Origin of the sequence: Mesorhizobium loti (assembly GCA_014189435.1) — a bacterium.
GTDB lineage: Bacteria > Pseudomonadota > Alphaproteobacteria > Rhizobiales > Rhizobiaceae > Mesorhizobium > Mesorhizobium loti_G.
The window spans coordinates 3,091,722-3,117,942 of record CP050293.1 but is presented as its reverse complement, the minus strand read 5'-3'; the positions used below and the strand labels follow the sequence as shown (position 1 = coordinate 3,117,942).

Here is a 26,221-nt window from a genome sequence, read left to right as displayed (position 1 = left end):
TGACGGCAACAATGCGGTCGAATTTCAAATGCTGGTGAAATCACGCCCTTCCGTTTCCGCTATGCTCCTTGGAGTGGGGCGTCGATCGGTCGACAATTTTCGCGATACGATGCAGATCGCAAGGAAGCGCTTTGCCACTCGCCCGGCCAGATACCCGAACATTTTGTGGTCGGTCTGGGTGTTGGTGTGGGTTTTGCTGACGGCGGCGGCATTTGTCCGCCTCGACACACCTGCCGGAATGCTTCGCGACCAATGGTCGCCGGGGTTCGTCCATCTGGCCGACTTTTTCACGCAGTTCGGCCTGGGTGGCTGGTATCTCATTCCGTCAGTGCTTCTGCTTGTTGCCGCAAACCTGACGGACTGGCGAAGCCTTTCAAGGCGCTCGCTGATGCTCGCCTACAACTGGACCTGTCTGGCTTTTCTGGTGCTGGGCGCCGCCGGCCTGTCCGGCCTGACCGTCAATGTGCTGAAATACGCGATCGGTCGGGCTCGGCCGATGTATTTCAATGAATTAGGGGTGTTGTCGCTGCATCCGTTCGCTTTCGATGCGCGCTTTGCCGGCTTCCCGTCCGGTCATGCAACGACCATGGGCGCCGTGTTCGGGGTCGCCCTGCTGTTGTTCCCAAGGCGCTGGTACATCGCCCTGGCGATCACCGCCTGCATCGCCTCGACGCGGGTCTTCGTCGGCGCGCACTATCCCAGCGACACCGTCGCCGGCTTTGGCCTTGGCTGCGCCTTCGCGCTTGCCTGTGGGCTGGTCTTTGCCCGGCTCGGCTTCATCTTTCGGCCGATGCCGTCAGGGCTGCCGGTCCGCAAGAGGACGTTTCGCTTGGCATGGTTTGGCCAAGCGAAGCAGGTCAGAACCTAAACCATCCAGGGTTTCTTCACTTCTCCATGCCTACGGGCGGCATCCTGGCGGAGTGCATTGGCTTCCAATGCATACGCACGGCGGAGTCGGCTTCGGCAGTGGGCTGGAGCCGAGCTGAAACGTCGCCTTTCCTTCGAATTTGCACGTTGTGTCGTCCCCGAGAACGTACTGGGTGTCATCCACAGCAATCCACAACCTCCTTACGTGATCCTTCCATTGGAAAACCGTAAGCGTTTTATAGGGAACTGACAGATTGGTGTTTGTTCCGGTGCATTGAAGACTACAGCTTGGCGTCTGGCAATCGTATTGGACGATCCCTTGTATTTCGCTGAGTGCCGCAGCTGGACCCGCCAACAGTTCCACAAGAAGAGCTGCAATCAGAATCCTTCTCATGCCTGCCCCCGACTGTGCCTTGCAGGAGAATAGCATAGTGCACTGTGCGGCGCATGTCCCTGAAGCCTTGCTACAGGGACATTGCTAGACGCCGTCCAGACCGCCATAGGATCTGACCAGGCCGGCCATGTCGGGCGACGAGTGCTGCTCGCTTTCGAGCCCCTGCGCAACGCCGACGCGATCGGCCACAGGCCGGTTCTGGCTGACCTTCCACTTGCCGTGGATTTCGCTGATCTCGATTTCCAGCCCGATAATGCCCTTGATCTGCGACTGGATGAAGGGCGCCGGCGCATCGGTCACCGCCCAGGGCGTCGCGCGAGCGCCTTCCTGGGACACGGTCAGATCGGCGATCTGCTGCGCCAGCCAGTCCTGGTCATCCATCACCTTCACGGTGCCGCGAACCTGCACGATGGCATAATTCCAGGTAGGCACCACCTTGCCGGTCTCGCGCTTGGTCTCGTACCAGGATGGCGTCACATAGGCGTCGCTGCCCTGGAAGACGATCAGCACGGGTGAAGCCGGATTGTCGGCCAGCAGGCGCCATTGCGGGTTGGCCCGCGCCAGATGCGCGCGCAGCCTGCCGTTCGGCCCAATTTCGGCGTCGAGCAGGAACGGGATGGCGTTGGCGACCGGCCCCTCGGGCCCGTTGGAAATCAACAGGCCCAGCGGATGCGTCCGGATCAACCCGTGCAGGATCTCCGGCCGCGTTTCCCTGAAATGAGGAGGCTCGTACATCGCCGCCGCTTCTTCCTTTGGCTATCTCAACCGCTTCGGGCGCGGATCCGACAATTCACCGGCCAGCCGGCGGTCGAGATAGTCAGCGCATTCCTCAAGCAGCAGGTCGGCGTCATTGGAGAAGAAATGGTTGGCGCCGGGCAAGGTCTTCTGCGTGATGGTGATGCCCTTTTGCGTGTGCAGCTTGTCGACCAGCCCCTGCACATCCTTCGGCGGCGCCACCTTGTCGGCGTCGCCATGGATGATCAGGCCCGAGGACGGACAGGGCGCCAGGAACGAGAAATCATAGGTGTTGGGCTGCGGCGCGATCGAGATGAAGCCCTCGATCTCGGGACGACGCATCAGAAGCTGCATGCCGATCCACGAGCCGAAGGAATAGCCGGCAACCCAGCAGCTCTTGGAATCCGGGTGCAGCGACTGCACCCAATCCAGCGCTGCGGCGGCATCCGACAGTTCGCCGGTGCCGTGGTCGAACTCGCCCTGGCTGCGGCCGATGCCGCGGAAATTGAAGCGAAGCGTGGTGAAATCCCGCTTCTGGAACATATAGAAGAGGTCGTAGACGATCTTGTTGTTCATCGTGCCGCCGAACTGGGGGTGCGGGTGCAGGACGATGGCAATCGGCGCGCTCTTTTCCTTGGAAGGCTGGTAACGTCCCTCCAGGCGGCCGGCAGGACCGGTGAAAATGACCTCAGGCATGAAATACTCCACTTGGTATACGAATGCGCGGCGCCCGGAACGTGTCTTCCTCTGGCCTTGACGCAGGGCGAGCGTCTTCTTAGAAGCTAGTTTAGAATTGTTCAAAACTGAGTGGCAAGACATCGAGCCCGGCCACCCGCGCCGCAAGCCGCGTAAATAGGACGGCTCGCCTTGGAATTTCAAGGAAATAACGCGATACGACAGCGGAATGGCTTCTAGCAGGACCAACTGGACGAAAATGGCCGCAATACGCGCCTATCTCGACTATAATGCCAGTGCGCCGCTGCTTGCCGCGGCCCGCGAGGCTATGGTCGCGGCGCTTGATGTCGCCGCCAACCCGTCATCGGTCCACGCCGAAGGGCGCGCCGCACGCCGCCTGATCGAGACCGCCAGGCGTGACGTCGCGACACTGGTCAACGCCAAATCGGAGCATGTCGTTTTCACCTCCGGCGCGACGGAAGCCGCCTCGACGCTGCTTGCGCCCGACTGGCAGATGGGGCGCGGCACTGTGCGCATGAGCCGGCTCTACGTGTCCGAGGCAGACCACCCCTGCCTGCTGAACGGCGGACGCTTTCCGGCAGCACAGGTGACGCGGATCGGCGTCGATGCCAACGGCATTGCCGATCTCGGCGCCCTGGCCGCGGCGCTCGGCCGCCATGACAAGGCCGATGGCCTGCCGCTGGTCGCCATCCATGCCGCCAACAACGAGACCGGTGTCATTCAGCCGATCGATCGCATCGCCGGGATTGTCAAGGCTGCGGGCGGCATCCTTGTCGTCGACGCGGTCCAGGCCGCTGGCCGCGTTTCGATCGATCTGTCAGCGGGTTACGCCGATTATCTGATTCTGTCCTCGCACAAGATCGGCGGCCCCAAGGGCGTCGGCGCCATCGTCGCCGCTTCCGACCTGATGATGCCGAAGCCGCTGATCAATGGCGGTGGCCAGGAAAAGGGCCATCGCGGCGGAACCGAAAACCTGGCCGCCATTGCCGGTTTTGGCGCCGCCGCACGCGAGGCGCTTGCCGGACTGCAGGCAATGGATGCGGTGCGCCAGCGGCGCGATGAGATCGAGGCCATCGTGAAAACGCTGGTGCCGGACGCGGAAATCTTTGGAACCGGCGCGCCAAGGCTTGCCAACACGACATTCTTCGCTATTGCGGGCGTCAAAGCCGAAACCGCGCAGATCGCCTTCGATCTGGCCGGTGTGGCGCTGTCGGCCGGCTCCGCCTGTTCGTCGGGCAAGGTCGGGCCAAGCCATGTGCTGAAAGCCATGGGCTACGGTGACAGTCTTGGCGCCTTGCGGGTGTCGATCGGACCGGCGACCGGCGCGGAAGACATCGAGTTGTTTCGCGTTGCGCTGACGGGAATCGCCGCGCGTCGGGCGGACAGAGAAAAAGCCGCGTAAGCGGTTGGACAATTTTGGGCCCTTGGGCCTGGTAGAGCCGTGCGTTTCATGTTGGCCGGGTGAATTTCCGGTCGGGACGCACTATATGGAACTTACGCTGCCGCGAGCGCTCTTCGGCGTTCATTTGGCGGTGCCATAGTTTGAAAACTGTCGGGCCTTGACCCCGGCGTGGATGGAGAACGCATATGCCTGCTGTGCAGGACACGATCGATCGGGTCCGAAAGATCGACGTCGACCAATACAAATACGGATTCCAGACCGAAATCGCTGTCGACAAGGCCCCCAAAGGGCTGAGCGAAGACATCATCCGTTTCATTTCGGCCAAGAAGGACGAACCGTCCTGGATGCTGGAATGGCGTCTGGAAGCGTATCGCCGCTGGCTGACGCTGGACGAGCCGACCTGGGCGCGCGTCCACTACCCGAAGATCGATTTCCAGGACATCTACTTCTACGCAGCGCCGAAGAGCACGCCCGGCCCGACGTCGCTGAGCGACGTCGATCCCGAACTGCTGAAGGTCTACGAGAAGCTGGGTATTCCGCTGCGCGAGCAGGAAATCCTCGCCGGCGTGCAGAAGACCGACGCGTCGGAACTCGAGGAAGTCAGCGACAATGTCTACAAGTCGGGCCGCGTCGCCGTCGATGCCGTGTTCGATTCCGTCTCCGTCGTCACCACCTTCAAGAAGGAGCTGGCGCAGGCCGGCGTCATCTTCTGCTCGATCTCGGAAGCCATCCGCGAGCATCCGGAACTGGTGAAGAAATATCTCGGTTCGGTCGTGCCGACCTCCGACAATTACTACGCGACGCTGAATTCGGCCGTGTTCACCGACGGTTCCTTCGTCTTCGTGCCCAAGGGTGTGCGCTGCCCGATGGAACTGTCGACCTATTTCCGTATGAACGAGAAGAACACCGGCCAGTTCGAACGCACGCTGATCATCGCCGAGGAGGGGGCTTACGTCTCCTATCTCGAAGGCTGCACGGCGCCGCAACGCGACGAGAACCAGTTGCATGCCGCGGTCGTCGAACTGGTCGCGCTCGACGATGCCGAGATCAAATATTCGACGGTGCAGAACTGGTATCCCGGCGACGCCGAGGGCAAGGGTGGCATCTACAACTTCGTCACCAAGCGCGGCGACTGCCGCGGCGACCGCTCGAAGATCTCGTGGACGCAGGTCGAGACCGGCTCGGCGATCACCTGGAAGTACCCGAGCTGCATCCTGCGCGGCGACGATTCCTCGGGCGAGTTCTATTCGATCGCCGTGTCGAACGGCTATCAGCAGGTCGACAGCGGCACCAAGATGATCCATCTCGGCAAGAACACGTCGAGCCGCATCATCTCCAAGGGCATTGCCGCCGGCTTCTCGCAGAACACCTATCGCGGCCAGGTCTCGGCGCATCGCAAGGCGACCAACGCCCGCAACTTCACCAACTGCGACTCCCTGCTGATCGGCGACCAGTGCGGCGCGCACACCGTGCCCTACATGGAAGCCAAGAATTCGACGGCGCAGTTCGAGCATGAAGCGACGACCTCGAAGATTTCCGAGGACCAGAAATTCTACGTCATGCAGCGCGGCATCCCGGAAGAGGAAGCGATCGCGCTGATCGTCAACGGCTTCGTCAAGGACGTCATCCAGCAACTGCCGATGGAGTTCGCCGTCGAGGCACAGAAGCTGATCGGGATTAGCCTTGAGGGCTCGGTCGGCTGACCGGGCAAATATTCAGGAAACAAAAGAATGCTTGAAATCAGAAACCTGCACGCCCGCATCGTCGATGACGGCACCGAAATCATCCGCGGCTTGAACCTGACGGTGAAAGCCGGCGAGGTCGCCGCGATCATGGGGCCGAACGGCTCGGGCAAATCGACGCTGTCCTACATCCTCGCCGGCCGCGAGGACTATGAAGTCACCGAGGGCGACATCCTCTACAACGGCCAGTCGATCCTCGAAATGGATCCGGCCGAGCGCGCAACGTCAGGCATCTTCCTCGCCTTCCAGTACCCGATGGAGATACCGGGCGTGGCGACGATGGAATTCCTGAAAGTGGCGATGAACGAGCAGCGCAAGGCGCGTGGCGAGGAGCCGCTGAAAATCCCGGAATTCCTCAAGCGCGTGAAGGAAGCCGCTGCCTCGCTCAGCATGGACATGGCAATGCTGAAGCGGCCGCTCAATGTCGGCTTCTCCGGCGGCGAGAAGAAGCGCGCCGAGATCCTGCAGATGAAGCTTTTGGAGCCCAAACTCTGCGTGCTCGACGAGACCGATTCCGGCCTCGACATCGATGCGCTGAAGATCGTGTCCGATGGCGTCAACGCGCTGCGTGCGCCCGACCGCGCGTTCCTGGTCATCACTCACTACCAACGCCTGCTCGAACACATCGTGCCGGATACCGTGCACGTGCTCTACAAGGGCCAGGTCATCAAGTCGGGCGACAAGTCGCTGGCGCTCGACCTCGAGGCCAATGGCTACGCCGGCGTGATCGGCGAAGCCGCGTGAGATGCCAGAGGTAATACCGATGAACATGCACACACAACCGCAGCGGACACCGGCCGAAACTGCGTTGATCGACGCGTTCGGCGACCGGCTGTCGCTGCTGCCGGGCGACGGCGCGGTGATGCTGAAACGCGATGATGCCATCGAGGCGATCAAGCACGGCCTGCCGACGCGGCGTGTCGAATCCTGGCACTACACCGACCTCCGCCGGCTGTTGAATGCGGTGCCGGACTTCGATCCGGCCGCCATGGCCAAAGCCATTGCGCCGATCGTCGGCGGCTCCGCCGTGGTGTCGACCCTGAACGGCAAGTCCGATGCGAAGGTGCCGGTCCTCGAAGGCGTCACCTTCCAGCGCCTGTCGGAAAAGCTGACGGACGGCAGCGCAGCACCTGGGCTTGATCCCTACGGCAGCGACGACGCCATCGGCGCGCTGAACACGGCTTTCGTTGCCGACGGTTACTTTGTCGATATCGCCGATGGCGCCGAGCTGGAAAAGCCGATCGAACTGCAGAACCTGCAGGCTGGTGGCCAGACCCATGTGCGCCTGCCAGTGCGTGTCGGCGCTGGCGCCAAGGCCGTTATCGTCGAGCGTCAGACAGGTGACGGGGCGGCTCTGGTCAGCTCGGTCAGCCAGCTGGTGCTGGGCGAGGGCGCTGAGGTGACGTGGCTGATCGTCCAGGAACAGCCGGAAACGGCGACGCATCTGGCGCAGTTCAAGGCGCATCTCGGCAAGAATTCGAAGCTGACCGTGTTCTTCATGAATGCCGGCGGCAAGCTCGTCCGCCAGGAGATCGTGATCAGGACGACCGGCGAAGGCGCAGACTTCAAACTGCGCGGCATCAACCTGCTCGCCGGCGACACCCACACCGACGTGACCATGGTGCTCGACCATGCCGTGCCGCACACGACCTCGACGGAAGTCATCCGCAACGTGGTGACAGGCAAGGCGCGCGGCGTTTTCCAGGGCCGCATCAACGTCCATCAATATGCGCAGAAGACCAACGCCAAGATGGCCTGCAACACGCTGCTTTTGTCGGACGACGGCGAATTCTCGACCAAGCCGGAACTGGAAATCTTCGCCGACGACGTGGTTTGCGGCCACGGCGCCACGGTCACTGAAATCGACCACGACCATCTATTCTACCTGATGGCGCGCGGCGTCGACGAGAAGACCGCGCGGGGGCTCCTCGTAAAAGCCTTCGTTGCCGAGGTGATCGAGGAACTGGACGACGAGATGATCGTCGAGGCGCTGGAAGCGCGGCTCGACGACTGGTTTGTGGCACACGGGTGATCTGATGAACGCACCGGGCAAGATCGGAGATTTCTACGACGTCGAGGCGATCCGCCGCGATTTCCCGATCCTGTCGCGGGAAGTCTATGGCAAGCCACTGGTCTATCTCGACAATGGCGCCTCGGCTCAGAAGCCGCAGGTGGTGCTCGACACCATCCAGCACGCCTATTCCCAGGAATATGCCAACGTCCATCGCGGCCTGCATTTCCTCTCCAACGCCGCGACCGACGCTTACGAAAAGGCGCGCGAGACGGTGCGCCGCTTCCTGAACGCACCCAGCACCGACAACATCATCTTCACCTCGAACACGACTTCGGCCATCAACACGGTCGCCTATGGCTATGGCATGCCCAACATCGGCGAGGGCGACGAGATCGTACTGTCGATCATGGAGCACCACTCCAACATCGTTCCCTGGCATTTCATCCGCGAGCGGCAGGGCGCGAAACTGGTCTGGGTGCCGGTCGACGATCTCGGCGTCTTCCACATCGAGGAGTTCGAGAAGCGGCTGACCGACCGCACGAAACTGGTCGCCATCACGCAGATGTCGAATGCGCTGGGCACGGTGACGCCGATCAAGGAGATCGTGCGCATTGCGCATGCGCGTGGAATTCCCGTACTCGTCGACGGCAGCCAGAGCGCCGTTCATATGCCGATCGATGTGCAGGATCTCGACTGCGACTTCTTCGTTTTCACCGGCCACAAGGTTTACGGCCCGTCGGGCATCGGCGTGCTCTACGGCAAGAAGGACATTCTCCAGGGCATGCGCCCCTTCATGGGCGGCGGCGAGATGATCGAGGAGGTGACGGAAGACATCGTCACCTACAACGAGCCGCCGCACCGCTTCGAGGCCGGCACGCCGCCGATCGTGCAGGCGATCGGGCTTGGCGCGGCATTGGACTATATGGAATCGGTTGGCCGCGAGCGCATTGCAGCCCACGAGGAAGATCTGAAGAACTACGCGCATGAGCGGCTGCGCGCCATCAACTCGCTGCGCATCTTCGGCGATGCGCCTGGCAAGGGCGCCATCATCTCGTTCGAGCTGCAAGGCATTCATGCGCACGACGTGTCGATGGTGATAGACAGGCAGGGCGTTGCGGTCCGCGCGGGCACGCATTGCGCCCAACCGCTGTTGAAACGCTTCGGCGTAACCTCCACATGCAGGGCATCGTTCGGCATGTATAATACCAGGGCCGAAGTCGACGCTTTGGCCGAGGCGCTTGAAAAAGCGCGCAAATTCTTCGGATGACGATTTTTTTGGGTGACGACCATGGATGATGCAAGCATCGCTGCCGAGACCACTCCGGAAACCGCGCCCAATGCGCTGGTTTCAGGATCGGCCATTCCAGCCGACGAACTGGCGCGGCTGACCGACGACATCGTCTCGGCGCTGAAGACCGTCTACGATCCGGAAATCCCGGCCGATATCTACGAGCTTGGCCTGATCTACAAGATCGACATCGAGGACAATCGCTCGGTCAAGATCGACATGACGCTGACCGCGCCCGGCTGCCCTGTCGCCGGCGAAATGCCGGGCTGGGTCGAAAATGCCGTCGGCGCCGTCGAAGGCGTTTCCGGTGTCGAGGTCAACATGACCTTCGACCCGCCCTGGTCGGCCGACCGCATGTCGGAAGAGGCGCAGGTCGCGGTGGGCTGGTACTAGCGTTGGGCCTGGCATACTTGCGCCGGGGGTAAAACTTCACCATTTTAGGTGAGGAATCATTCGGCAGGCCTTGAACCTGCACGGAATGGAAGGAAAAAGAATGGGACGCTTTGCCGTCATCACGATGACCGAAAAGGCCGCCGACCGGGTGCGCGAGATCGTCGCCACCCGCGACAACGCGCACGGCATTCGCCTCGGCATCAAGAAGGGCGGCTGCGCCGGCATGGAATACACAGTCGATCTGGTGACCGAACCCAACACCAAGGACGACCATATCGAGCGCGACGGCGCACACGTCTATGTGGCGCCTGAGGCTGCCCTGTTCCTGTTCGGCACCGAGATGGATTTCGAGCAGACGACGCTGCGCACCGGCTTCACCTTCCACAATCCGAACCAGAGCTCGGCCTGTGGCTGCGGCGAATCCGTCGAACTGAAGCCAGCCGACCTGAAGGCGCTGGCCGAGGCACGCGCCTCGGCCTGAGTTTTTCCTTCGCCTAGTAGAACGGCTGCATTATGCCCACATCTTCTGTGACAGGCGTGACTGATCGGGCCGAGGCTTGATTGCCACGTGGTTCCCCCAATCCGTCGCTGCTTCGCAGCGCCACCTTCCCCCTCCGGAGGGAAAGGAAGGGAGCGTTGCGGGAGGAGCGTTGACGGCAAAAAGCTTGGCGCCTTTCCTCTACCCCGTCGATCGGGGGAGAGGTGGCTCGGCGAAGCCGAGACGGAGCGGGGGTCGACCAGCGCAGCATAAGACAATGCATGCGCCAAGCTGCCATGCACGCTATCGCCAAAGACCAACTGCTTGGAAATGTGCGCATGCCGTAGCGTAGAACGGGGCGAAGAACGCTAATCCACCCACATGCCCGTCCGCTTGTGCCAGTCGGCGATCGATTCCTCGGGATAGACGTCGAAGACCTTGTCGTGCTTGCCAACGACCGGTTCGACCCAGTTCGCCTTGTATTTCAGCATCAGGTGCACCCGGCTCGGCGGTATGGGCAGGTCGTTGTCGATCGCCGAAGCGAAGGGATGCACCAACTCCGGCCAGGTCGGGTCGTAGAGCCACAGTGCCGACCCGCATTTGCGACAAAAATTGCGCTCACCGGTCGAGATCTCGCACTGCGGATGCTCGTCGTCCTCGATCCTGGCCCGGTAGACGCCAAGGCTCCTTTTGCCCCTGATGTTCAACGTCGCGCTGTTGGCGCCGAGATTGATGGCAAAACCGCCCCCGCCCTGTTGTTTGCGGCAGATCGAACAATAGCACAGCATGAATGGCGCAGGCGTGTGGCTCTCCACCTCGAAACGCACGGCATTGCAGCGGCAGGACCCTTTGAGCAAAAGTGGCATGGTAAAAAACTCCGACGGAATGGCTCTCAACCTGTCAGCATGATTTTGGTTGCGGCGATGACAAGGCCAAATGTCGGTGACATGATCGCGGCATGGACAATGAACGCATCGCCGAACTCTTTGAAGGCTTGGGCCCAGTCAGCATCCGCAAACTGTTCGGCGGCAAGGGCATCTATTTCGACGGTGTCATCGTCGCCATCGTGCTGCGTGGCGAATTGATGCTGAAGGCCGACGAGCAAAGCGCGCCCGAGTTCGAGGCCGCCGGTTGCACCCAATGGACCTATACCGGCTCCCGCCACGGCAAGCTGGTCGCTATGCCCTACTGGAGCATTCCCGACAGCGCCTTCGACGATCCCGACGAGATGACGGCGTGGGCACGCCGGGCGTATGAGGCCGGGCGGCGGGCGGGGAAGTAGATTCCCGCAAGCGCGAGGCCGCCCCCTCATCCGGCCGCTTCGCGGCCACCTTCTCCCCGAGGGGAGAAGAGGTCGATGTCGGCGCTGCAAGCTCCTCTCCCCTCGGGGAGAGGTCGGATTGCCCCGAATTGCCGTTTGCAATTCGGTTTTGGCAATCCGGGTGAGGGGGCCTTTGCCGCGTGAAACCTACAGCGCCTTGGCGATCCTCGCCGCCAGCCGCGCATTGTTCTCCACCAGCGCGATGTTGGTCTTCAGGCTCCTGCCACCGGTCAGTTCGAGGATTTTTCCCAGCAGGAAGGGCGTTACCGCCTTGCCGGTCACGTTGAGCGCCTCGGCGGCCTTCTGCGCGGCTTCGATGTAGCCGGCCATTTCTTCAGCGGGGATTTCGTGGTTCTCAGGCACCGGATTGGCGATCAGCATGCCGCCGGCGAGCCCCAGCGCTGCCCTCGTCCGGTAGAAATGCGCGATCTCTTCCGGCCTGTGCAAGGTCAGCGGCGCGCGGAATGGCGAATGCCGCGACCAGAAGGCCGGCATCGTCTCACAGCCATGGCCGATCACCGGCACGCCGCGCGTCTCCAGCACCTCCAGCGTCTTTTCGATGTCGAGGATCGCCTTGGCGCCGGCAGACACGACAATGACCGGCGTGCGCGCCAGCTCATCGAGATCGGCGGAAATATCAAAGCTCTTTTCCGCACCCTTGTGCACGCCGCCGATGCCGCCGGTGGCGAACACTTTTATGCCGACCATATGCGCCGCGATCATCGTGGCGGCGACCGTGGTGCCGCCGGTGCGCCCTTGCGCCACGGCAAAACCGAGGTCGGCGCGCGACAGTTTCATGGCGTCGCCCGTCATCGCCAGCGATTCGCGCTCGCCGTCCGAAAGCCCGATCTTGATGCGCCCGCCGACCACGGCGATCGTCGCCGGCACGGCGCCGCCATCGGTGATGATCTTTTCAACATCGGCCGCCATGGCGCCATTGTCGGGGTAGGGCATGCCATGGGTGATGATGGTGCTTTCCAGCGCCACCACTGGCCGCCCAGTGGCCAGGGCCTGCGCCACCGGCGCGTGGATGTCGATGAAGGGGCGGGCGGTCTCTGGGGTCATCTGGGTCTCCAATCCGGAGTGCGGCGCGCCCATCGGGACGCTCGGCAGCACTGCGGTACTATGAATTTGCCGGTCTCATGCCACTTCCCTGGCATCCGGCACAAGAGCCAGCGCGTCCGCGAAGCTCGCCGCGGTGAAATCCGGAACAGCGTTGGCGCTTTCGATGGCGAGCGTCGCCGCGGCAATGCCTTCGCGCAAGGCCACCCGCAGCGGCAAGCCGCGCAGCAAGGCAGCGACCGTTGCGCCCGCCAGCGCGTCGCCGGCGCCGGTGACGTCAGCGACCTTTCTTGGCGGCGGCGGCAGGATCGAGAAAGCGCCGGCTTCATCGAAGCCCAGCATGGGGCCGCCGCCCGCCGTCACCACGCCACTCCTCAGCCCTGCGCGTCTGAGCCCGGCGACGATGTCTTGCGGGGAAGTCGCAGCGTCCAAATCTGCCAGTGCGATCGCTTCGCGCCGGTTCATGAAGACGACGGCCAGATTGCCCAGCACCGGCTTCAAGCGCACGATCTTGGCTGGCGAAATGGCAATGGCGAAGACGGGCTTGCCGGCGGCAAGCGGAACCAGCCGTTCCAGCGCCGCCGTTGGCAGGTTGGCGTCGCAGAAGATGGCGTCCGCGGCCGCGATCACCTCCCGGACCTTGGAGCGCCTGATCTGCTTGGGAAAGGCCAGGTCATAGAGCGCCATGTCGGCAAAGCCGACGATCAACTCGCCCTCGCTGTCGATCAGCGCCGTGTAGCTTGGCGTAGTGCGGTCGAGGAACACCGCCGACAGGTCGGCAATGCCCGCCTCGGCGATGGCTCGTGAAACAGTGTCGGCGGCGGCATCGCCGCCGCGCACCGACATGAGCGACGCGGAGACGCCACGAAGCACCGCACTGCGCAAAGCGTTGAAGACGCCACCGCCGACATCCTCGCGCATCGTGCCGGGATTGGAGGCGGCGGGCACGTACGGGCCGGACACCTGCCCACGCCGGTCGATATGGGCGCCGCCTATGGCCAGTATTTTCGCGGATTTCAGCATGCCGGCGATATGACCTTTGTTATTCCAGCCGCACAAGCGCTAGGCTGCGTGACGAAGCTTCGCATGCAAGGCAGCGATTCGGCAGATCGAAACAATCGAGCCGTCTGGCCCAATGCGGGATGCATCTCTGCGCGAGGGGATGTATCCCCTTGAAACATGTAAGGGGCAATACCATATAATTTGGTATGAGCAACAAGCTTCCTACCCTTCGCCAGTTCCAAGAGCGCTTCACGACCGAAGACGCCTGCCTTGAACACCTTATGGTGACACGGTACGGCGAGCGTCACTCCTGCGCCAAGTGTCATCGCGTGGCCAAATTCCATCGTGTGAAGGCTCGGCGCTGCTACGAGTGCGATTTCTGCGGTGCACAGGTCTATCCGACCGCTGGCACGCCGTTCGAGGCCACGCGCACGTCCCTGCGCGACTGGTTTACCGTCATGTTCCTGTTCTGCTCATCCCGCAACGGCGTGTCCGCGAAGGAAGTCCAGCGCACCATTGGCGTGACCTACAAGACGGCTTGGCGCATGTGCAACCTCATCCGCCAATACATGGGCTATGTCGATGGCGACAACACGCTGGGCGGCAAGGATGGCGGCATTGTAGAGGCTGACGAAATGTATTTCGGCGGCGTCGACAAGCGCGGCGAAGACGACAAGGCCGTTGTCTTTGGTGCGATTGAACGTGGCGGCGATGTTGTTACTCAGGTCATCCCTAGCCGCAAGGCTCGCCATATCATGCCGGCCATATTGAAGTGGGTTAAGCAGGGTTCGCGCGTCGCGACCGACGAGCTGCTTTCATACGGTGAGTTGATGGAAAACGGCTATATGCACGGCACCGTGAACCATAGCGCTGGCGAGTATGTGAACGGGCAGGTCCACACCAACAACATCGAAGCTTTCTGGTCGCACGTCAGGCGTTCGATGAGCGGGACTTACGTTTCGGTTTCGAAGAAGTGGTTGCAGACCTATCTTTGGGAATTCGAGTACCGGCAGAACCTTCGTCAGGAACCGCACCTGATGATTGATCTCTTGCTGCAATCGTTCCCGCGCCCTGTTGGGAAGTAAGTGGCGGCTTGGTAGCCATCGCTTTTAGCAGGCGGTCAAAGCGGTGGTTAGGGTTGTCGGTCATATCGTGTCCATGTTGCCGTAAAGCTTATTGTACGTGATAGTCGCCGCTAGGGGAAATTGGGGCGGCGTTTTCTACAATGTCTAACCGCAATTGGGTCGCAGGCGCTGCGCTTGGCGTTGTTGTTGGCGTCGGCATTACCCTACTGTTTGTTGCCTGGTCCGACCCTGGGTTTCGTTATCCACCCTATCGCCACATAGGACAGCCACACACCCAAGAAACACGCACCGATGACAGCGAAAGTCAGCCGGTCAAAACCGTGTATTGGGGCTTGTTCACGGCGCAGGATACGTATGCACAATGGATCGCAGCCATTGCCGCTATCGGAAGTGTAGGCGTTAGTATTTGGGCTGTTCGGCTGGTCAGAAACACGCTGGCTGTCAATCAACGAGCGACCGCCGCCGCCGAAGATGCCGTAGCCACTACGCGCGAGATGGGGGAGTTGCAAACCCGAGCCTACCTTTCCGTGACTGGTGGAACGGTCGTCTATTTCGGCAGCAGGGACCCTCAGGTCTATCTCAAGATACGAAACGCTGGAGACTCCCCCGCCTTCGACGTTGTTGCCTGCTATCAGAGGAACAATGCCGTCGAGTTCTACAGCAAGCCCACTGGCAAACATGTTGAAGGCGTTGTGACCAATTCTCCGCTTGCTGTGGTCATACCGCCCCACAGCGAGGCCGAATACCTGCTCGGCGCATTTGGCAAGACTGACGAGCCCGGCCCCGGCATACGAAGCCCGGGATTCAATGTCGACGGCCTGCTGGAATATCAGACCATCTTTGACCGCAAGACAGGCAACGTTGATATGGACTCGACATACCTGTTCTTGTTCGGACCCAGCAGGGCAGCGATCCTCAAGGCGATGCAGGATGGCAAGGAGTTGAGACTTCCTATGCAACTCATGCCGCAATTCAGTTCCGGCTGGATCGTTGATTATCGCCGCATAGTTCGGTCCGCTCGCGAGAAAGAGCGCCGCGAGCAAAATTCCAAGCGGGAACAAGCGGGCGAGTAGCCAGCGCATAGCTTTCTCTTTCGGTCGGAATTTGCGAAGCTTGACGCCTTCCGAATGGGGAAGGAGACGAAGATGGAAGTTGAGTATCAGGACGATGACATAACAGTCATCTCTCGCAACCCGTTGCGGGGCACGCTGACGTTGGTGACATATGATGAAGACGGCGACCCTTCCGACATTGACTTGACGCTGGACAAGGACGCTGCCGAGGCCCTAGTGAGCGCTCTGATGCAATTCCTGATGGCCGGTGAAGGCGAAGACATGCCCAATCTGCAGATCGGACGGAAATCAAAATGAGGGCGCAAGCACGGCTTGGTGCTCTAGCGACATAGGCCCGACCTGCTATCCAACTAGCGCAAGCCTGCGCATTAGCGCACCATCCGAATCGGAGAGGGGCGGAAGGCTTCTTTTCCTAGCAAAATATTTACATGTTCGAACGGCATACATCCGGCGCGAGTTTCTGGTACGAAAAAAGAACAAATCCGGATAGTGATTGTTTTTCAGTTATTTGACCCCTCTTGCCAAACAAGAACAAAAAAGGTACAAAATGGCAGGGATTACGGATTGTCCGGCCTTCATTGACGACCAAGGGGTGATGTATCATGGCTCAGAATTCTTTGCGGCTTGTAGAGGACAAGGCAGTGGACAAATCAAAGGCTCTGGATGCGGCGTTGTCGCAAATCGAGCGGGCTTTCGGCAAGGGCTCGATCATGCGGCTCGGCGCGAACGAGCAGGTCGTCGAGATCGAAACGGTGCCGACCGGCTCGCTTGGCCTCGACATCGCGCTTGGCGTCGGTGGCCTGCCGCGCGGCCGCATCGTCGAGATTTATGGGCCGGAAAGCTCGGGCAAGACGACGCTGGCCCTGCACACCGTGGCCGAAGCGCAAAAGAAGGGCGGCATCTGCGCCTTCGTCGATGCCGAGCATGCGCTTGACCCGGTCTATGCCCGCAAGCTTGGCGTCGATCTCGAAAACCTCCTGATCTCGCAGCCCGACACTGGCGAGCAGGCGCTGGAAATCTGCGACACGCTGGTGCGCTCCGGCGCCATCGACGTGCTGGTGGTCGATTCGGTCGCCGCGCTGACGCCACGCGCCGAAATCGAAGGCGAGATGGGCGATTCGCTGCCCGGCCTGCAGGCCCGCCTGATGAGCCAGGCGCTGCGCAAGCTGACCGCTTCGATCTCGCGTTCCAACACCATGGTCATCTTCATCAACCAGATCCGCATGAAGATCGGCGTCATGTTCGGTTCACCCGAGACGACGACGGGCGGCAACGCGCTGAAGTTCTACGCTTCGGTGCGCCTCGATATCCGCCGCATCGGTTCGGTCAAGGACCGCGACGAGGTCGTCGGCAACCAGACCCGCGTCAAGGTGGTCAAGAACAAGCTTGCGCCGCCCTTCAAGGTGGTCGAGTTCGACATCATGTACGGCGAGGGCGTGTCCAAGACCGGCGAACTGGTCGATCTCGGCGTCAAGGCCGGCGTGGTCGAAAAGTCGGGCGCCTGGTTCTCCTACAATTCGCAGCGTCTCGGCCAAGGCCGCGAGAATGCAAAGCTGTTCCTGCGTGACAACCCCGACACCGCGCGCGAGATCGAACTGGCGCTCAGGCAGAATGCCGGGCTGATCGCCGAGAAGTTCCTTGAGAATGGCGGCTCTGAAGGTGGCGACGACGGTTTCGAGGAAGAATCCGGCGCGATGTAACAGCTTCGTGCGCGATGTCAGCCGGAGTTCGGCCATAATCGCGGTCTATTATTTCGGGCTTATGTAATCGAGTTCCGCGTTATTGCGTTTTGAAACCGCCGGCCTAGCGCCGGCGGTTTTGCGTTTGGGCTGCGAAACCAGGTCGGTTCGAACAGCGGCAAAGGCTGCTGATTGGACCAATTCCGTGTTTCTGGACAGGGTGAAGCGCGGCGGCTAAAAGGCCAAGTCTTATCTTCTAAGACGCAGAGCCCATTTTCCGTCGGCGGGCCCGGCGGCTCTTCCGAAAAGGCAGCATTCATGAGTGGCGTGAACGAAATCCGGTCGACCTTTCTCGACTACTTCCGCAAGGAGGGTCACGAGATCGTCGCGTCGAGCCCGCTGGTGCCGCGCAACGACCCGACGCTGATGTTCACCAACGCCGGCATGGTGCAGTTCAAGAATGTCTTCACCGGCCTGGAGAAGCGGCCCTATTCGCGCGCCTCGACCGCCCAGAAGAGCGTTCGCGCCGGCGGCAAGCACAACGATCTTGACAATGTCGGCTACACCGCGCGCCATCTGACCTTCTTCGAGATGCTCGGTAATTTCTCCTTTGGCGATTACTTCAAGGAGCGCGCCATCGAGCTTGCCTGGAACCTGATCACCAGGGAATTCGGGCTGAACAAGGACAAGCTGCTGGTCACCGTCTATCACACAGACGAGGAGGCGGCCGGCTTCTGGAAGAAGATCGCCGGGTTTTCCGACGACCGCATCATTCGCATCGCCACCTCGGACAATTTCTGGGCGATGGGCGACACCGGACCCTGCGGGCCGTGCTCTGAGATCTTCATCGACCGTGGCGAACACATCTGGGGCGGACCTCCCGGCAGTCCGGAGGAGGACGGCGACCGTTTCCTCGAATTCTGGAACCTGGTGTTCATGCAGTACGAACAGGTGACGAAAGAGGAGCGCATCGACCTGCCGCGCCCGTCGATCGACACCGGCATGGGCCTGGAGCGCATGGCGTCCATCCTGCAAGGGGTGGAAAGCGTCTTCGAGACCGATCTGTTCCGTCATCTGATCGACGCGGCCTCGTCGGCCATCGGGCATGGTCCCGACAAGGAGACGGTCGCGTCCTTCCGCGTCATCGCCGATCATCTGCGCTCGTCCTCGTTCCTGGTGGCCGATGGCGTGCTGCCGTCGAACGAAGGCCGGGGCTACGTCCTACGCCGCATCATGCGCCGCGCCATGCGCCATGCGCAGTTGCTCGGCGCCAACGAGCCGCTGATGTGGAAGCTGGTGCCGGCGCTGGTGCGTGAAATGGGCCAGGCCTATCCTGAATTGCTGCGCGGCGAACAGTTGATCACCGAGACCCTGAAGCTCGAGGAGACCAGGTTTCGCAAGACGCTGGTGCGCGGCCTCGGCCTGCTCTCCGAGGCGACGGAAACGCTGCATGCCGGCGACATGCTGGACGGCGAGACGGCCTTCAAGCTCTACGACACCTATGGCTTCCCGCTCGATCTGACGCAGGACGCTTTGCGCCAGCGCAGCATCTCGGTCGATCTTGCCGGCTTCACCAATGCGATGGAGCAGCAGAAAGCCGAGGCGCGCAAGCATTGGGCAGGCTCCGGCGACGCGGCCACCGAGACCATCTGGTTCTCCGTGCGCGAGAAGGCGGGCGCCACCGAGTTCCTCGGCTATGAGACTGAAGCTGCCGAAGGCATCATCCAGGCGCTTGTCCGGGACGGCAAGACGGTCGACAGCGCCGGCAAGGGCGATGCGGTGGCGATCGTCGTCAACCAGACGCCGTTCTATGCCGAGTCCGGCGGCCAGATGGGCGATACCGGCGTCATCGCGGGCGAAGGCTTCTCGATCGAGGTCTCGGATACGCAGAAGAAGGCTGATGGGCTGTTCGTGCATGTCGGCAAGGTGGCCAGCGGCACGGTCAAGACGGGCGCTGCCGTCGAGCTGAAGGTCGATCACGCGCGCCGCACCAGGCTGCGCGCCAACCATTCCGCGACGCATCTGATCCATGAAGCGCTGCGTGAGGTGCTGGGCACCCATGTCGCGCAGAAGGGCTCACTGGTGGCACCAGAGCGCCTGCGCTTCGACATCTCGCACAACAAGCCGATTTCGGCCGAAGACCTTGAAGAGGTCGAGCGCATGGCCAACGAGATCGTCGTGCAGAACGGGCCGGTGACCACGCGCCTGATGTCGGTCGACGATGCCATTGCCGAAGGCGCCATGGCGCTGTTCGGCGAGAAATATGGCGATGAGGTGCGCGTCGTTTCGATGGGCACGGGCGTGCATGGCGCCAAGGCCAACAGGCCCTATTCGGTCGAGCTCTGTGGCGGCACCCATGTCCGGGCGACCGGCGACATCGGCCTGGTGCGTGTCGTGTCGGACAGTGCGGTCGCCGCCGGCGTGCGCCGCATCGAGGCGTTGACCGGTGAAGCCGCGCGCAAACACCTTGACGAGCAGGACCGGCGTCTGAAGGCGGCCGCGGCCGTGCTGAAGATTTCGCCGGCCGACGTGCCGGCGCGTGTCGAGGCGCTGCTCGATGAGCGCAAGAAGCTCGAAAAGGAACTGACCGAAGCGCGCAAGAAGCTGGCGCTGGGCGGTGGTGCTGCCGCCGGTGCGCCGTCGGAGAACGAGACGGTCGCGGGCGTCGGCTTCCTCGGCAAGGCGGTCTCCGGTGTCTCGCCCAAGGATCTGAAGCCGCTGGCCGATGCCGGCAAGACCTCGCTCGGTTCCGGCGTCGTCGTCTTCGTCGGCGCCGGTGAGGACAACAAGGCAAGCGTCGTCGTCGCCGTCACCGATGATCTGCTAAGCCGCTTCAGCGCTGTCGATCTGGTGCGCGTGGCCTCCGCCGCATTGGGCGGGCAGGGCGGCGGCGGCCGGCCCGACATGGCCCAGGCCGGTGGCCCGGATGCCTCGAAGGCCAATGAGGCGATCGCGGCCGTCAGGGCGGCGCTGGAGGCGGCCTAAAGCCACCCCATGAAGGTGCTTGTCCTTGGCGGCTACGGACTGATCGGCGAAGCTGTCGTCGGTCGCCTGCTTGGCGACGGGCATAAGGTCACGGGTCTCGGCCGTGATACCAGAGATGCCGAACGGCGTTGGCCGGCGGTACGTTGGGTCGAGGCCGACATGACGTGGCTGCTTGCGGCTAAAGACTGGCTGCCGTTGGTTGCGGGCATGGACGCGGTGGTCAATGCGGCCGGCGCCTTGCAGGACGGCCCGCGCGACAGCCTCGACGCCATCCATCGCGGCTCGGTCGTGGCGCTGGTCGCGGCCTGCTAACAGGTTTTCCAGCCTTTGGCGCGGTGCTAGCGATCCTCTGGCTGATGGTGACCCGGCCAGAAATCAGTATCTAGTGCGCGCCTGCCGCCTGGATGTTTCGAAGGCCGGATCCGGAGAAAGATATGCCAACACTGACCATGTATCAGGCCGACGCTTTTGCCGATCGAATTTTTCAAGGCAACCCCGCGGCCGTCCTCATTCTGGAGAACTGGCTGCCGGACGAGGTCATGCAGGCCGTTGCCAACGAGAACAATTTGGCTGAAACCGCCTTCGCACGACCAAACAGCACGGGTTGGGACTTACGCTGGTTCACGCCGGTGCATGAGGCCGATTTCTGCGGCCACGCGACGCTTGCCACGGCGCACGTGCTTGCCGAAGCCTACAACGTGTCGAGCGACATGGCCTTTGCGACGCGGGTAGGTGAGATCAGGGTTTCGCGACATGACGGCGCCTATCGGCTTGACCTGCCATGCTTCCCACCACAGCCGCTCGATGTCGAATTGACGCGCACGCTCCAGGACAGCGTATCGGCTCGGTCGGTCGCGTGCTTTCGCAATTTCGAGAACCTGTTCGTCGAGCTTGCCGATGAAGCGGCCGTGCGATCCTTCGTTCCGGACCTGTTTAAGATCGCGGCCTTCGACCCGCTTGGTGTCGTTGTCACCGCGCGCGGCGGCGGCCACGATTTCGTGTCGCGCTACTTCGCTCCGGCAGCGGGCATTCCCGAGGATCCGGTGACCGGTTCGATCCATGCGACACTGGTGCCGTACTGGTCAGAGAAACTGGGCAAGACCCGGCTTTCGGCGTTCCAGTGCTCGCAGCGCGGCGGCCATTTGCTGTGCGAACTTGCGGATGACCGCGTGCTGATCAGCGGCCGCGCCAAAACCTTTATGAAGGCCGAAATCTATCTTCCCGATTGACGCGCTATTCGGCTTTCCCGGTGCGGGCAAAGCTCGGACGAGCAGCAATGCGCGCGTACCAGCCTTGGATCTCGGCGAACTCCGCCAGCAGCTTTTGCCCTTCGCCGACCTTGACGAAATAGCCGACGATCGGAGCCGCATGCAGATCGGCGAGCGTCAACTGGTCGCCCAGCAACCACGGCCCCGGCGCCTTGAGCGAGGTGAGCACCCTAAGCACCGTCTCCGCCTGCCGCAGCCCGCCGGCGATCAGGGTCTCATCCGGCTCATCCTTTTCCAGCCGCTCGACAGCAACGTCCCAGACCATGGCGCGGTAGCCATAGGCGTCGAGCATGCCGATGATCTGGGACATCCTGGCGCGGCCGCGCGCGTCGGTAGGCTGCAGCGCCGGACCGTTGAACGCTTCGTCAACATAGCGCGCGATCGCATTTGTCTCGAAGAGGCGGAACCCGTCATGCTCGAAGGCCGGGATGCGGCCGAACGGGTGGTGCTCAAGATACCAGGCTGGGACGCCCTCAGCGGCGAAGATGTCGAGTGGCACGAGCTCGTAGTCGATGCCTTTTTCCTCCAGCACCATCCGCGCGATGCGGACGTAAACACTGTAGTCCGCGCCGTAGAGGATTGGCTTGGTCATCGCTGGACCTTCGTCTCGCTCAGATGGGAGCCCCAAAAATGCGAAGGCTCCTTTCGGAGCCTTCGCATTTGGAACTGCGGAACCTACGCCATCGCTTTCTGCAAATTCTCGTCGATCTTGTCGAGGAAACCGGTGGTCGACAGCCAGGGTTGGTCGGGCCCGATCAGCAGCGACAGATCCTTGGTCATGAAGCCGGACTCGACCGTCTGGATACAGACCTTTTCCAGCGTGTCGGCAAAGCGCTTCAATTCGGCATTGTCGTCGAGCTTGGCGCGGTGGGCGAGGCCACGCGTCCAGGCGAAGATCGAGGCGATCGAGTTGGTCGAGGTTTCCTCGCCTTTCTGGTGCTGGCGGTAGTGGCGGGTGACGGTGCCGTGCGCGGCCTCGGCTTCCACCGTCTTGCCGTCCGGCGTCATCAGCACCGAGGTCATCAGGCCGAGCGAGCCAAAGCCTTGCGCGACCGTGTCGGACTGCACGTCGCCGTCATAGTTCTTGCAGGCCCAGACATAGCCGCCCGACCATTTCAGGGCGGAGGCCACCATGTCGTCGATCAGGCGGTGTTCGTACCACAGCTTCTTCGACTTGAATTCGGCCTCGAATTCAGCCTCGTAGACTTCCTGGAAGATGTCCTTGAAGCGGCCGTCATAGGCTTTGAGAATGGTATTCTTGGTCGACAGATAGACCGGATAGTTGCGCAGCAGGCCGTAGTTCAGCGAGGCGCGGGCGAATTCGCGGATCGAGTCGTCCAGATTGTACATGGCCATGGCGACACCGGCGCCCGGCGCGTCGTAGACGTCATGCTCGATCACCTTGCCGTCCTCGCCGACGAACTTGATCGTCAGCTTGCCCTTGCCGGGAAAGCGGAAATCGGTGGCGCGGTACTGGTCGCCGAAGGCGTGACGGCCGACGATGATCGGCTTGGTCCAGCCGGGCACCAGGCGCGGCACGTTCTTCATGATGATCGGTTCGCGAAAGATGGTGCCGCCCAGGATGTTGCGAATGGTGCCATTCGGCGACTTCCACATCTTCTTCAGCTTGAATTCCTCGACGCGCTGCTCGTCGGGAGTGATCGTCGCGCATTTCACGCCGACGCCCCATTTCTTGATGGCGTTGGCCGAATCGATCGTCACCTGGTCGTTGGTGGCGTCGCGGTGTTCGACGCCGAGGTCGTAATATTCGAGCTTGAGGTCGAGATAAGGGTGGATCAGCTTGTCCTTGATGAACTGCCAGATGATGCGGGTCATCTCGTCGCCGTCGAGTTCGACGACCGGGTTCGCCACCTTGATCTTCGCCATGGAAAGAATGCCTCGTTCGAAAGTTGGGTGAAGGCAGGGAAGGGCCCGCCGAGGTTGGGACTTCGCCTATAGCAAAGCGATCCGGGCGGTGCAAACCAGGCGCAAGCTTCCACGACAGCAATCGAGAATAAAAAGCCCGTGCCACATAGGCCTCGGGCCGCTTAACCAGCTTGCTTCGCGCGGTATCCCGCGCGAAGCGTTTTCGTGGCGTGTGTCGTGCCGTTAGTTATTTCGCCGGGATGGTCGGCGGGTTCGGACCATCCGAGGTGTTGCCGTTGATCTGGTTGTTGGCATAGGACGAGATCACGCCGCCATTGACGATGGCGGTGCCAAGGCCATTTCCGGAGATCGTCGATCTGCCGACGCGCACGGTCGCGTTCGCTCCGTCGACACGCAGGCCACCACTTGCTCCGTTGTTGGCCACCACGACACTGTCGATCATGATGTTGATGGCCGGGCCGGCGGCCGGGTTCAGTATGCTGATGCCGGCATTGGTGTTGCCCGAAACGCTGCTGTTCACGATCGTCGTGTTGGAGCCGCCGGTGTTGCTGGTGCCGTCCGCCTTCACCCCGGCAAGGTTGTTGTTCTCGATCCTGCTGTTGTCGATGATGACCTTCGCGACACCGGTTCCGGTCGGCTGAATGCGAACGCCGTCATTGTTGCGGATGATGGTCGAGTTGTGGATATAGAGCTCGGCCGTGCCCGATGGGGAAAAAATAACACCATTGCCGTTCGGCGCGGCGCCGATGCTGCCATGAATGAGACATTCCTCGATATGCAGGGCGGCGCCGGCAAGAAATCTGACGCCATTGAGACCGGGCGAGGTCGGTGGCGCACCGTTGATATCGAGACCGCGAAGAACGACGACATCGGTCGCCGCCGCGTTGATGACCACGCCATTCGTCGATGAATGCAACACGCCCGCCTCGACCTCGGGGCAAGAGATGGTCATTGCCTTGGTGATCGTCACCGCGCCGTAAGCACCCGAGTCGATGCAGTTGATTTCGCCGCCGGCGGCGGTTTTCGAGATTGCGCCGGCGAAGGTCTTGCAAGGCGCGGTGCGGCTGCACGGATTGGCGTCGTCGCCAACGCCGGAAACCCATGTCCGGGTCGCCTGCGCCGAAGCAGGCGTGACGAGACAGGCCATTACTATGCCGACTAAAATTGAAGAGAGTATGTATCCAAGCGCTTTCATCTTTCTATCCCCTAGTTGAAAAAACCGTGAACCCGGCAATCTTGCCGCAACTCCGTTTCGGCTATGTGTCGGCCCCGGCACAGTCAGGTATCATAGTATAGGCGTCGGGAAGACGATCAGTCTTAGGCCGCGGCTTGAACTTCCTCACGATCATTCCGAGCAGGATATCCGAGACCAACATTGCTGAGACGCCAATGAGGTACAGCTATTTAAACGGGATGATTTGGAGGGTTCGGACCATCTGACGTGTCGCCGTTGATTTGGCTGTTGCCATAGGATGAAATCACGCCGCCATTGACGATGGCCGTGCCGAGGGCATTCCCGGAGATGGGCGTTCAAACACCAGAGCGGTTCCGTTTCTTCTGAACCGCTCTGGCCATTTGTTTTGCCGCACACGCGCATACGCCAAATGATCCATTGGCTGTAAATGCTTGGGTCTTGGGGCGACTTGAATTGCAGCTCCGGTGGTCATCCCGCGTGAAGCATTTACCAATAGTTATTTAAGCGGAATGGTCGGCGGATTCGGACCATCAGCGGTGTTGCCGTTGATCTGATTGTTGCCATAAGACGAAATCACGCCACCATTGGCGATGGCTGTGCCGAGGCCATTGCCGGAGATCGACGATCTGCCGACACGGATGGTCGCATTGGCGCCGTCGACACGCAGGCCGCCGCTTGCGCCGTTGTTGGCCACCGCGACACTGTCGATCATGATGTTGATGGCCGGCCCGCCGCCTGGGTTCAATATGCTGATGCCGGCATTGGTGTTGCCGGAAACATTGCTGTTCACGATGGTTGTGTTGCTGCCGCCGGTGTTGCTGGTGCCGTCCGCTTTGACCCCGGCAAGGCTGTTGTCCTCGATCGAAGAGTTCGAGATGACGACCTTGGCCACGCCAGTTCCGGTTGGCTGGATATGAATGCCGTCCCTGTTGCCGGTGATGGTCGAGTTGTTGACATAGAGCTCGGCCGTGCCCGACGGTGAGAACAAGATGCCGTTGCCCTGCCCGGCGCCGGCAGCAATGTTGTCACGAACGACACAATCCTCGACATGCAAGGCGGCGCCGGCAATAAACCTGATTCCATTGAGACCGGCTCCGGCCGTCGCGCTGTCGATGTCGAGACCGCGAAGAACGACAACATCCGTCGCCGCCGCGTTGACGATGACGCCAGTCGTCAACGCATTCAACACGCCGGCCTCGACGTCCTCGCAAGCGATGGTCATCGACTTGGTGATTGTCACCGCGCCGAAGCCGCCCGGATCGATACAGTTGATTTCGCCGCCGGCCGCGGTCTTCGAGATTGCGCCGGCGAAGGTCTTGCAAGGCGCAGTCCGGCTGCATGGATTGACGTCATCGCCAACGCCAGAAACCCATGTTCGGGTCGCCTGTGCGGAAGCCGGCGTAGCAAGACAGAACATTGCCATGCCAATTAAAATTGAAGAGAGTATGTATCCAAGCGTTTTCATCTCTGGAGCCCCCCACTGGAAAACAGCCACTATTTAAGCAAGCGCTTTGAGTTCTAACTCTGTGCCTTCGAAAAGGCAACGAGGCAGGGAACTGGGCCATGATCTTGGGGAACGCGTGCGGTCCGGTCCGCGATGATTTGAACGGACACCGCGATTGGGAGCAAGGCTCGCCCGCGGTCAACAAACCTGG

Annotated in this window: 24 protein-coding genes and 1 pseudogene; 16 read left to right on the top strand and 9 right to left on the bottom strand. The window is 61.5% G+C overall.

Translation table 11 applies throughout. The features are described from left to right. The first annotated feature begins 28 nt into the window (after nt 1–28). Nucleotides 29–868, top strand: coding sequence for a phosphatase PAP2 family protein (locus HB777_15335; protein ID QND65130.1), 840 nt, complete (start codon nt 29–31; stop codon nt 866–868). 477 nt (nt 869–1,345) lie between these two features. On the opposite strand, the gene HB777_15330 is transcribed toward HB777_15335, so the two are convergent. Next, nucleotides 1,346–1,996: an FMN-binding negative transcriptional regulator gene (locus tag HB777_15330; GenBank protein QND65129.1), complete on the bottom strand. Its 651-nt coding sequence runs from the start codon at nt 1,994–1,996 to the stop codon at nt 1,346–1,348. A gap of 21 nt (nt 1,997–2,017) precedes the next feature. Beyond that, on the bottom strand, nt 2,018–2,692 hold the full coding sequence (locus HB777_15325) for an alpha/beta hydrolase (protein ID QND65128.1): 675 nt from the start codon (nt 2,690–2,692) through the stop codon (nt 2,018–2,020). 238 nt (nt 2,693–2,930) lie between these two features. Here HB777_15325 and HB777_15320 point away from each other — a divergent pair, with 238 nt between their 5' ends. The 7 genes from HB777_15320 (at nt 2,931) to sufA (ending at nt 10,012) form a co-directional block, all read left to right on the top strand. After that, complete coding sequence (locus tag HB777_15320; GenBank protein ID QND65127.1) at nt 2,931–4,094, top strand: cysteine desulfurase; 1,164 nt, start codon at nt 2,931–2,933, stop codon at nt 4,092–4,094. A 185-nt stretch (nt 4,095–4,279) separates the two neighbouring features. Continuing rightward, nucleotides 4,280–5,797, top strand: a complete 1,518-nt coding sequence (gene sufB, locus HB777_15315; GenBank protein QND65126.1) for a Fe-S cluster assembly protein SufB — start codon at nt 4,280–4,282, stop codon at nt 5,795–5,797. Nucleotides 5,798–5,824: 27 nt separating this feature from the next. Further along, nucleotides 5,825–6,580, top strand: coding sequence for a Fe-S cluster assembly ATPase SufC (gene sufC / locus HB777_15310; protein ID QND65125.1), 756 nt, complete (start codon nt 5,825–5,827; stop codon nt 6,578–6,580). Between the two features lie 19 nt (nt 6,581–6,599). After that, nucleotides 6,600–7,868 (top strand): Fe-S cluster assembly protein SufD, encoded by a 1,269-nt coding sequence (gene sufD, locus HB777_15305; GenBank protein ID QND65124.1) that lies wholly within the window; start codon nt 6,600–6,602, stop codon nt 7,866–7,868. Between the two features lie 4 nt (nt 7,869–7,872). Next, the gene (locus tag HB777_15300) at nt 7,873–9,117 is read left to right on the top strand and encodes a cysteine desulfurase (GenBank protein QND65123.1); all 1,245 of its coding nucleotides are present in this window, start codon (nt 7,873–7,875) and stop codon (nt 9,115–9,117) included. A gap of 21 nt (nt 9,118–9,138) precedes the next feature. Beyond that, nucleotides 9,139–9,531 carry an SUF system Fe-S cluster assembly protein gene (locus HB777_15295; GenBank protein QND65122.1) on the top strand — a complete coding sequence of 131 codons (393 nt, stop codon included), beginning with the start codon at nt 9,139–9,141 and terminating at the stop codon, nt 9,529–9,531. Nucleotides 9,532–9,631: 100 nt separating this feature from the next. Further along, complete coding sequence (gene sufA / locus HB777_15290; GenBank protein QND65121.1) at nt 9,632–10,012, top strand: Fe-S cluster assembly scaffold SufA; 381 nt, start codon at nt 9,632–9,634, stop codon at nt 10,010–10,012. A 365-nt stretch (nt 10,013–10,377) separates the two neighbouring features. Here the strand turns inward: sufA and HB777_15285 are convergent, their stop codons facing one another. Then, on the bottom strand, nt 10,378–10,875 hold the full coding sequence (locus tag HB777_15285) for a GFA family protein (GenBank protein ID QND65120.1): 498 nt from the start codon (nt 10,873–10,875) through the stop codon (nt 10,378–10,380). Nucleotides 10,876–10,967: 92 nt separating this feature from the next. Here HB777_15285 and HB777_15280 point away from each other — a divergent pair, with 92 nt between their 5' ends. After that, the gene (locus HB777_15280; protein ID QND65119.1) at nt 10,968–11,291 is read left to right on the top strand and encodes a TfoX/Sxy family protein; all 324 of its coding nucleotides are present in this window, start codon (nt 10,968–10,970) and stop codon (nt 11,289–11,291) included. A gap of 186 nt (nt 11,292–11,477) precedes the next feature. Here HB777_15280 and HB777_15275 read toward each other — a convergent pair whose 3' ends face one another. After that, nucleotides 11,478–12,395 (bottom strand): pseudouridine-5'-phosphate glycosidase, encoded by a 918-nt coding sequence (locus tag HB777_15275; protein QND65118.1) that lies wholly within the window; start codon nt 12,393–12,395, stop codon nt 11,478–11,480. Nucleotides 12,396–12,470: 75 nt separating this feature from the next. Further along, a complete protein-coding gene (locus tag HB777_15270) occupies nt 12,471–13,415 on the bottom strand; it encodes a carbohydrate kinase (protein ID QND65117.1) in 945 nt (314 codons plus the stop codon). 185 nt (nt 13,416–13,600) lie between these two features. On the opposite strand from HB777_15270, the gene HB777_15265 reads away from it, so the two are divergent. The 7 genes and pseudogenes from HB777_15265 to HB777_15235 all read left to right on the top strand — a co-directional run bounded on the left by HB777_15265 (nt 13,601) and on the right by HB777_15235 (nt 21,445). Further along, complete coding sequence (locus HB777_15265; GenBank protein QND65116.1) at nt 13,601–14,479, top strand: IS1595 family transposase; 879 nt, start codon at nt 13,601–13,603, stop codon at nt 14,477–14,479. 140 nt (nt 14,480–14,619) lie between these two features. Then, nucleotides 14,620–15,552 (top strand): hypothetical protein, encoded by a 933-nt coding sequence (locus HB777_15260; GenBank protein QND65115.1) that lies wholly within the window; start codon nt 14,620–14,622, stop codon nt 15,550–15,552. Nucleotides 15,553–15,624: 72 nt separating this feature from the next. Next, nucleotides 15,625–15,849 carry a hypothetical protein gene (locus HB777_15255; protein ID QND65114.1) on the top strand — a complete coding sequence of 75 codons (225 nt, stop codon included), beginning with the start codon at nt 15,625–15,627 and terminating at the stop codon, nt 15,847–15,849. A gap of 305 nt (nt 15,850–16,154) precedes the next feature. Next, nucleotides 16,155–17,252 (top strand): recombinase RecA, encoded by a 1,098-nt coding sequence (gene recA / locus HB777_15250; protein ID QND65113.1) that lies wholly within the window; start codon nt 16,155–16,157, stop codon nt 17,250–17,252. Nucleotides 17,253–17,549: 297 nt separating this feature from the next. Further along, the gene (gene alaS / locus HB777_15245) at nt 17,550–20,216 is read left to right on the top strand and encodes an alanine--tRNA ligase (GenBank protein ID QND65112.1); all 2,667 of its coding nucleotides are present in this window, start codon (nt 17,550–17,552) and stop codon (nt 20,214–20,216) included. Between the two features lie 9 nt (nt 20,217–20,225). After that, nucleotides 20,226–20,525 (top strand): annotated as a pseudogene (locus HB777_15240) (NAD-dependent epimerase/dehydratase family protein). 125 nt (nt 20,526–20,650) lie between these two features. After that, nucleotides 20,651–21,445 (top strand): PhzF family phenazine biosynthesis protein, encoded by a 795-nt coding sequence (locus tag HB777_15235; protein ID QND65111.1) that lies wholly within the window; start codon nt 20,651–20,653, stop codon nt 21,443–21,445. A 4-nt stretch (nt 21,446–21,449) separates the two neighbouring features. Here HB777_15235 and HB777_15230 read toward each other — a convergent pair whose 3' ends face one another. The 4 genes from HB777_15230 to HB777_15215 all read right to left on the bottom strand — a co-directional run bounded on the left by HB777_15230 (nt 21,450) and on the right by HB777_15215 (nt 26,031). Further along, nucleotides 21,450–22,076, bottom strand: a complete 627-nt coding sequence (locus HB777_15230; GenBank protein ID QND65110.1) for a glutathione S-transferase family protein — start codon at nt 22,074–22,076, stop codon at nt 21,450–21,452. An 83-nt stretch (nt 22,077–22,159) separates the two neighbouring features. Next, nucleotides 22,160–23,371, bottom strand: coding sequence for an NADP-dependent isocitrate dehydrogenase (locus tag HB777_15225; protein ID QND65109.1), 1,212 nt, complete (start codon nt 23,369–23,371; stop codon nt 22,160–22,162). A gap of 226 nt (nt 23,372–23,597) precedes the next feature. After that, a complete protein-coding gene (locus tag HB777_15220) occupies nt 23,598–24,566 on the bottom strand; it encodes a right-handed parallel beta-helix repeat-containing protein (protein ID QND65108.1) in 969 nt (322 codons plus the stop codon). A gap of 496 nt (nt 24,567–25,062) precedes the next feature. Further along, nucleotides 25,063–26,031, bottom strand: coding sequence for a right-handed parallel beta-helix repeat-containing protein (locus HB777_15215; protein ID QND65107.1), 969 nt, complete (start codon nt 26,029–26,031; stop codon nt 25,063–25,065). Nucleotides 26,032–26,221: the final 190 nt, after the last annotated feature.